Below are 7,016 nucleotides of genomic sequence, written 5' to 3' on the forward strand. Positions count from 1 at the left end.
CACCCGCCCTCCTTCCGTGTGCCGTCCTCCTCGCGGCGGGGTGGGACGAACGAGGGCTCCCGGCGGGCAGCGGGTCGGTGGACCCGTGCCGGCCGGGAGCCCGTGGGGCGGCGGGGATATCAGTCCTGGATGCCCACCACGCACCATTCCAGGACCGCGGCGGCCGCGGTCATCTTGTGGTGGGCCTGCCGCCAGGCCCGGCTGGAGGGGCCGTCGAGCACCTCGTCGGTGACCTCCTCACCGCGTACGGCGGGCAGGTCGTGGAGGAAGACGGTGCGCGGGCCGGAGAAACGGTCCATGAACACGCGGTTGATCTGGAATCCCTCGAAGTCCTTCAGCCAGTCGGAGTTCGCCTTCTCCACGCCCATGGTCTGCCACCGGCTGGTGTACACCGCGTCCACCGGCCCCTCGACCGCGTCGGCCGTCACGACCTGGCTCACCAGCGCCTTGCCGCCGCTGAGTTCGGCCGCGAGCGCCAAGGTCTCCTCGGGCACCTCGTAGCCGCTCGGGCAGAGCAGGGTCAGGCGCAGGCCGGGGGTGAGGGCCGCGGCGAGGGCGAGGGCCGCGCCGGAGCTGTTGCCCTCGCCGACGGCGAGCAGGTGCACTCCGTCGAGCGAGCCGAACTCCTCGGTCAGGGTGGCGAGGTCGGCGATGGCCTGGGTCGGGTGTTCGTCCAGGGTCAGGGCGTTGACGACGGCCAGGTCCGCACTGCTGCCGAGCCGGCGGATCTCCTCGACGTCCCCGTTGGTGCGTACGACGAGCGCGTCCAGGTACTGGCCCAGGACCCGGGCGGTGTCCTCGACGGTCTCGCCGGTGGTGAGCTGGAGCTCGTTCGGACCGAAGGTGATCACGTCGGCGCCGAGGCGGGTCGCCGCGGTCCAGAAGGAAGTCCGGGTCCGGGTCGAGGACTTGCGGAAGTACGTACCGACCTGCCGTCCGGCCAGCGGCTTCGCAACGATGCCGTCGCGGCCGAATGCGACGGCGCGCCGCACCAGGTGGTCCAGGTCGGCGGGCGTCAGGTCGGCGAGGGAGATCAGGTTGCGCATGGGTGGTGTGCCTTTCGCGAGGGCGGGGTGGGGCGGTGGTACGGGTGCGGACAGGGGAACGGGGGCGGGGCCGGTGGCCGGCCCGGGTGTGCGGGCGCCGCGGTTCAGTCGGCGAACGCCCCGGCCAGCTCGGCGGCCCGCGTCGCGGGCCGGGCGTCGAGGGCGGCGCGGACCAGGTTGAGCACGGTGAAGCCGACCGGATCGCCCGCGGTGGCGGGGAGCCGCCGGATCAGGCCGCGGACCAGCAGGCCGTGCACGTCACGGGCGGTCTGGGCGAGGGAGGTGCCGCGGGCCCGCGCCGCGCCGTCCATCGTCCACGGGTCCTCCAGCTCCGCCAGGGTGCGCAGCAGTGCGGCGGCCCGCGGGTCGAGTCCGGTCACGGCTTCGGTGAGCCGCTCCCCCAGGGTCGGGCCGGAGCCGGGAGCGGCGGGGGTGACCCCGTCGAGCAGGACCAGCGGGGTGGTCCGGGCGATGTCCAGGAGCTGCTGCGGGGAGTAGAGCAGCAGCCACGAGGCGGCGGCCTCCAGCGCCTGGGGCATGCCGTCCAGGGCCCGGCAGATGTGGGCCACGGTGGTGACGACGGAGTCGGTGGGCAGGAAGTCGGGCCGCATGTAGCTGACATGGGAGAGGGTCAGCTCGACGGCGTGCCGGTCCGCGACGAGCGATCCGCCCAGGGGTTCGGCGGCGAGATCGGCGGCGGTCGGTGCCGCGAGCGGGGCGAGCGGGAGCAGCCGTCCGCCGGGCAGCTGGACGGGCCGGTCGGTGGTCGTGAGTATTTTCAGGCGCTCGCAGACCCGCAGCAGGCTCAGCAGCCGAGGGGTGACGGATGGTGACGCATCGTGACCGTCCAGTACGATCAAAGTGGCCTTCGATCCGATGAGTGCGGCCAGTTCCTCGAATTCTTCACCATTTCGAACAAGTGCCCTCACCCATCCCGTCACGGTCGCCTGCGGATTGCCGTGGGCGGTGTCGACGGGTTCGGCGTCGTCGCCCAGATCGACCCAGAGGACCGGAACCCCGTACTGGGCGTGCATCACGCCGGCGGCTTCCTGGGCGAGCCGCGATTTCCCGACTCCCGGCAGACCGACCAGGGTGAGCAGCCGTTCGTGATCCGCGCGCAGCCGGGCGGTCAGCGCGTCCAGTTCCGCCCGCCGCCCGATCAGCGGGCGCAGCGGAGGGGGCGGTGTGGCAAGGCCCGTTCCGTAAATGTCCTGGAAGACGCGGCCCGCGGCCTTCGCATCGACGGCGAGCTCGAGTTCGACACGTCGCGCGTCGCTGAGCCGCATGGCATTGGCAAGCAGTTTCAGTGTTTCCCTGCGCGGGTGCTGGACCCGTCCGAGTTCCAGATCCCGAATGGCACGCACACTCACGGTGGAAAGCCCGGCGAGCTGTTCCTGGGTGAGTCCCGCCCGCTTGCGCGCATTCTGCAGCAGAACGTCGAGCCCGGGTGCGGGCTGGGAATTCATCATTGTCTCCTCGGTCTCCACATGCTCAGAAAACGCAATGTCCGGTTAACCGACCGTCCAGGACTGTCCGGAACGCATGGCCCTGAACGGGATCTTTCCGGTCCGCTCACGCTCCGTGCGCTCGGTACTCTCCGTGGCAGCGAAGGCCCGCCGTCGATGAACAGACTCCATCGAGCCATTCCCGAACTCTTCCCGGTGCGGTACCGCCAGTTCCCTCAGCAGCGGATACGATCGCCTCGCGCTGGTGGAGCGCTGGTGGAGCACTGCGGCTGCACAAAACCGAGGGGGAAGAAGCGTGTCAACTGCAGAAGAGTTTCGGCTGCGCTTCAACATTCTTGGCCCGATTGAGGGTTGGTCCAACGGAGAGCGGCTCCGGCTGGGCGGAGTCATCCAGGAGCGAGTTCTGGCCACTCTGCTCCTGGAGCCGGGGAAGGTCCTCCCGGTTTCCCGTCTGGTGGAGGCGGCCTGGGACGAGGACCCGCCGAACACCGCCTCCCACCAAGTGCGCAAGGCCGTCGCGGATCTTCGAAGACGGATACCCGGGGGTGCCGAGGTCCTGGTCACCGACGGTCCCGGATATCGCGTCGTCGAGGAACAATGCGAAATCGACGTGGCCGAATTTGCTCTACTCATACGTAATGCGAAGCTTGCGGCGGCCGACGGGCGGACGGCCGAGGCCGCGGAGACACTGCGCAACGCCCTGGCCCTCTGGCGCGGACCGGTCCTCGCCGGAGGCGGCGGCCCGGTCATCGAGCGGGCCTCCACCTCCTTCGAGGAACGCTGGCTGACGGCCGCGGAACAGCGCTTCGATCTCCACCTCGCCCTCGGCGACGCCGCCGAACTCGTCGTCGAGCTCCGCGAACTGGTCGAGAAGCACCCCCTGCGCGAGTCCCTGCGCGGCCAGCTGATGCTCGCCCTGTACCGCTCCGGGCGGCAGGCCGAAGCGCTGGACGAGTACGGGAAGGTACGCGCACTCCTCGCCGACGAACTCGGCATCGACCCCGGCCCCCAACTCACCAAGCTGTACGAGGGAATCCTCCGGGAGAGCCCCGAGCTGGCCGGACCCGAACCCGCCCCCGCCGCACCGGTCGTGGCGGTGGCGCTTCCCGCCGAGCCCCCCAGCACCCTGCCGTACGATCTCGCGGACTTCACCGGGCGCGACCGGGAGCTGGCCGAGATCCTCGACGGCGCCAAGCACGGCAACGAGCAGGGCCCGCTGGTCGTGGCCATCGACGGCATGGGCGGCTGCGGCAAGACCTCGCTCGCGGTACGGGCGGCCCACCGGCTCGCCCCCGACTATCCGGACGGGCAGCTCCACCTGGACCTGCGCGGACACACCCCGGGCGACCAGCCGGTGAGCGCGGGCATCGCGCTGGACACCCTGCTCCGGGCGGTCGGCATCCCGGGCCACCTCATCCCGGACGACGTGCCCGCCCGGACCGCCCTGTGGCGATCCACCCTGCTCGGCAAGCGGCTGCTGATCCTCTTCGACAACGCGGCCGACGCCGATGCCATCCACCCCTTGCTGCCGCTCTCCCCCGGCTGCCTCGTCATGGTCACCAGCCGGGCCCGGCTGGTCGACCTGGACGGCGCGCAGTGGATCTCCATCGGGGAGATGTCGCCCGAGGACAGCGCGATGCTGGTGGCCGAGACCCTCGGAGCCCGGCGCGTCGCCGCCGAACCCGAGGCCGCCGCGGAACTGGCCCGGCTCTGCGGCCATCTCCCGCTCGCCCTGCGGATCGCCACCGCCCGGCTGCGCAACCGCCCGCGCTGGACCCTGCAGTACCTGGCGGAGCGCCTGCGGGACGAGACCCGGCGGCTCGACGAGCTCAGCTCCGGCGCCCGCAGCGTCTCCGCCACCCTGCGCCTGTCCTACCAGGCCCTCGACGAGGAGTGCCGCCGGGCCTTCTCGACCCTGTCCCTGCACCCGGGCAACGAGATGGACCCGCACGCGGCCGGCGCGCTGCTCGGCTGCTCCTCCCGGGACGCGGAGGACCTGCTGGAGATGCTGCTCGACGTCCATCTCGTGCAGCAGCCGGAGATCGGCCTCTACACCTTTCACGACCTGGTCCGCAGCTTCGCGCAGAGCCTGTTCGCCGAGGCCCCCGAGGACTCCGGCGCGGTGGAGCGGCTGCTCCGCTACTACCTGACCGCCACCGAGGTGGCGTGCGACCTGCTGTACTCCGGGCGGCGCCGGCGCAGCACCGGGATCGATCCCTCCACCTCGGAACTGCCCGCCCTGGACACCCCGCAGCGGGCGCGGACGTGGTTCCGGCGCGAACAGGGTTCGCTGCTCGCGGCCGTGACGCTCGCCGAGCGCAGGGGCCACGACCGCTTCGTGGTGTGCCTGGCCCGCAACCTCGTCTTCCAGCTCAACGACCTCGGACTGCTGGAGGAGTTCGGCGCTCTGAGCCGGGTCGCGGTCGCCGCGGCCGACCGGCTCCAGGACCTGGCGCTGCTCGGGGTCAGCCTGTCCAATCTGGGCGTCGCCTGCTGGAAACTCGGGCGGCTGTCCGAGGGGCTCGAAGCCGCCCGGAAGAGCCGGGACGTCGCGATCGAGCTCGGCGACCTGCACACCCAGGCGCACAGCGAGAGCATCCTCGGCCAGTTCAGCAGCCTGCTCGGGGACTTCTCCGCGGCCCTGGAGCACATGGAGACGGCGATCGCGCACGAACGCGACCTGGACATGCCGCGCGCCGAGGCGGAGAGCCTGACCATCCTCAGCACGCTGTACGAACAGTGGGGCCGGTACGAGGAGGCCCGGGTGGCGGCCCAGCGCTCGGCCGACCTGAGCCGTCGGCTGGGCCAGCACGAGGGACTTCCCGGAGCCATCACCGATCTCGCCTTCGCCCACGTCGGGCTGGGCGCCCACGAAGAGGCCGACCGCTGTCTGACGGAGGCGCGCGCCCTGTACGGGGATGCCGGGAACGAGGCGAACCGCGCGCTGACCCTGGCGCTGTCCGCCGATGTGGAGCACCGGCTGGGCAAACCCGTCCGCGATCCGGACCACGCGGAGCTGGCGCTCGACATGATGCGGACGAACTCCTCGCCGCTGCGCCGCGCCAAGGTGGAGAACGTGGTGGGCCGGCTGCGCCGCAGGCAGGGCGACCCGGCGACGGCCCTCGAACTGCACACGCACGCCCACGAGCTCGCCGCCTCCCTCGGTTACCGCATCGAGCAGGCCTACGCCCTCACCGGCATGGCCGACTCCCTCGGGGACGTCCCGGAGGCGGAGAGGTACCGGGCGGAGGCGGAGCGGCTCTTCACCGAGCTGGGGGTACCCGCGGACCGCCGCCGCGACTGACGTACGGCGCACCGCGCCCGACAGGCCGAGAGCCCCGCACCGTGACGCCGGTGCGGGGCTCTCGTGCGGGAGGGGGGGAAGGGGTCTCACATGACGGGGGAGGTGGGGCCCTTGTCGTCGTCGGTGCCCGTGGTGCCGATCACCGTGGGGCCCTTGTCGTCGTCGGTCCCGAGCGTGCCGACGATCGTCGGACCCTTGTCGTCGGCGAGCAGCCGGGTGGCGATGACGGTCGGACCCTTGTCGTCGTCCGTACCCGTCGTCCCGATGATGGTGGGGCCCTTGTCGTCGGCGACAACCTGCTGAGCGGCCCCGGAACCGTACGAGTGACCCGACTCGGCCGCTGCGCCGATGCCGAGGGCCAGCGTCGCGGCGACGATTCCGAAGATCCCAGCAAGCTTGCGTCCCATTGTCCCGCCCCTAAGTGGTGTTCGTGAGGTTTGCGGTGTTCCGCTTCCTGACACCACTGATGTTGCTGGCGGGCGTTCCCGGTCCGTTCCCGCCCCGGTCCCACCGCCGGGAACGGCCTCGGGAACGGACCGGAATCGGCGGGCCACTGCCTGGTGGCGGGCCTACTCGGCCTGCAGCCGGCAGGAAGCGACCCGGGGGCCGAGCGGGGTGAGCACCACCCGGGTGTGCGCGGTTCCCGACTCGTGACCGGCCAGGTCGAGCAGCGATCTCACCAGGGAACGGAGCACCGCGCGCTGCGTCTCGTCCAGGACCGCCACCCCCGTGTCCGACCCGGGCGGCCACTCCACGATCCCGGCCACCATGTGCATGCCGTTCTCGGTCCTGGTCTCCACGCTCAGCTGAGGCCCCTCCCAGGGCTGCGGAGCGGTGTACGGGTGGGTCAGGGCGCCGGACGCCACACGCTCGGCCCACCGTTCGACGGTGGACAGATCCTGGAAGGCCTGGCGCAGCTCCGCCCCGTCGGGGGAACGATCCCTGGGGTCCTTCACGTGAGTACTCCTTCTGCAGACAACTACACGGAGGACCCTTGCCGTCCGGGCTCCCGGTTCCCTCCCGATCCGTTCCCGTTTCCTTCCCGTTCGCTCGTTCGCCAAGGGAACGCAGCGGTAAGCGGTCGCCGCATGATGACCCCCGTTCGACTCAGACAGGGATCCGTGGAGATCCGCAACGGATGCGACATCCTGGGGGATTGAGGCGTGGCAACCACACCGTTCGACGGCTTCGGCACGGAGT

General features: G+C 71.3%; 5 protein-coding genes. 1 reads left to right on the top strand and 4 read right to left on the bottom strand.

Annotated features, from left to right (window positions below):
* Window positions 1-119 precede the first annotated feature (119 nt).
* Both ACFCV8_RS24420 and ACFCV8_RS24425 read right to left on the bottom strand, forming a co-directional pair.
* Complete coding sequence (locus ACFCV8_RS24420) at window positions 120-1,046, bottom strand: ornithine carbamoyltransferase (protein ID WP_376687558.1); 927 nt, start codon at window positions 1,044-1,046, stop codon at window positions 120-122.
* A 104-nt stretch (window positions 1,047-1,150) separates the two neighbouring features.
* Window positions 1,151-2,512: a helix-turn-helix domain-containing protein gene (locus ACFCV8_RS24425; RefSeq protein WP_376687559.1), complete on the bottom strand. Its 1,362-nt coding sequence runs from the start codon at window positions 2,510-2,512 to the stop codon at window positions 1,151-1,153.
* A 295-nt stretch (window positions 2,513-2,807) separates the two neighbouring features.
* Between ACFCV8_RS24425 and ACFCV8_RS24430 the strand changes: the two genes are divergently transcribed.
* Window positions 2,808-5,816, top strand: a complete 3,009-nt coding sequence (locus ACFCV8_RS24430; protein WP_376687560.1) for a BTAD domain-containing putative transcriptional regulator — start codon at window positions 2,808-2,810, stop codon at window positions 5,814-5,816.
* Window positions 5,817-5,902: 86 nt separating this feature from the next.
* Here the strand turns inward: ACFCV8_RS24430 and ACFCV8_RS24435 are convergent, their stop codons facing one another.
* On the bottom strand, window positions 5,903-6,223 hold the full coding sequence (locus ACFCV8_RS24435) for a hypothetical protein (RefSeq protein ID WP_376687561.1): 321 nt from the start codon (window positions 6,221-6,223) through the stop codon (window positions 5,903-5,905).
* A gap of 162 nt (window positions 6,224-6,385) precedes the next feature.
* The gene (locus ACFCV8_RS24440; RefSeq protein WP_376687562.1) at window positions 6,386-6,772 is read right to left on the bottom strand and encodes a hypothetical protein; all 387 of its coding nucleotides are present in this window, start codon (window positions 6,770-6,772) and stop codon (window positions 6,386-6,388) included.
* Window positions 6,773-7,016: the final 244 nt, after the last annotated feature.

The sequence above is a fragment of the Streptomyces sp. NPDC056347 genome (assembly GCF_042262625.1).
In the GTDB taxonomy this organism is placed as follows: domain Bacteria; phylum Actinomycetota; class Actinomycetes; order Streptomycetales; family Streptomycetaceae; genus Streptomyces.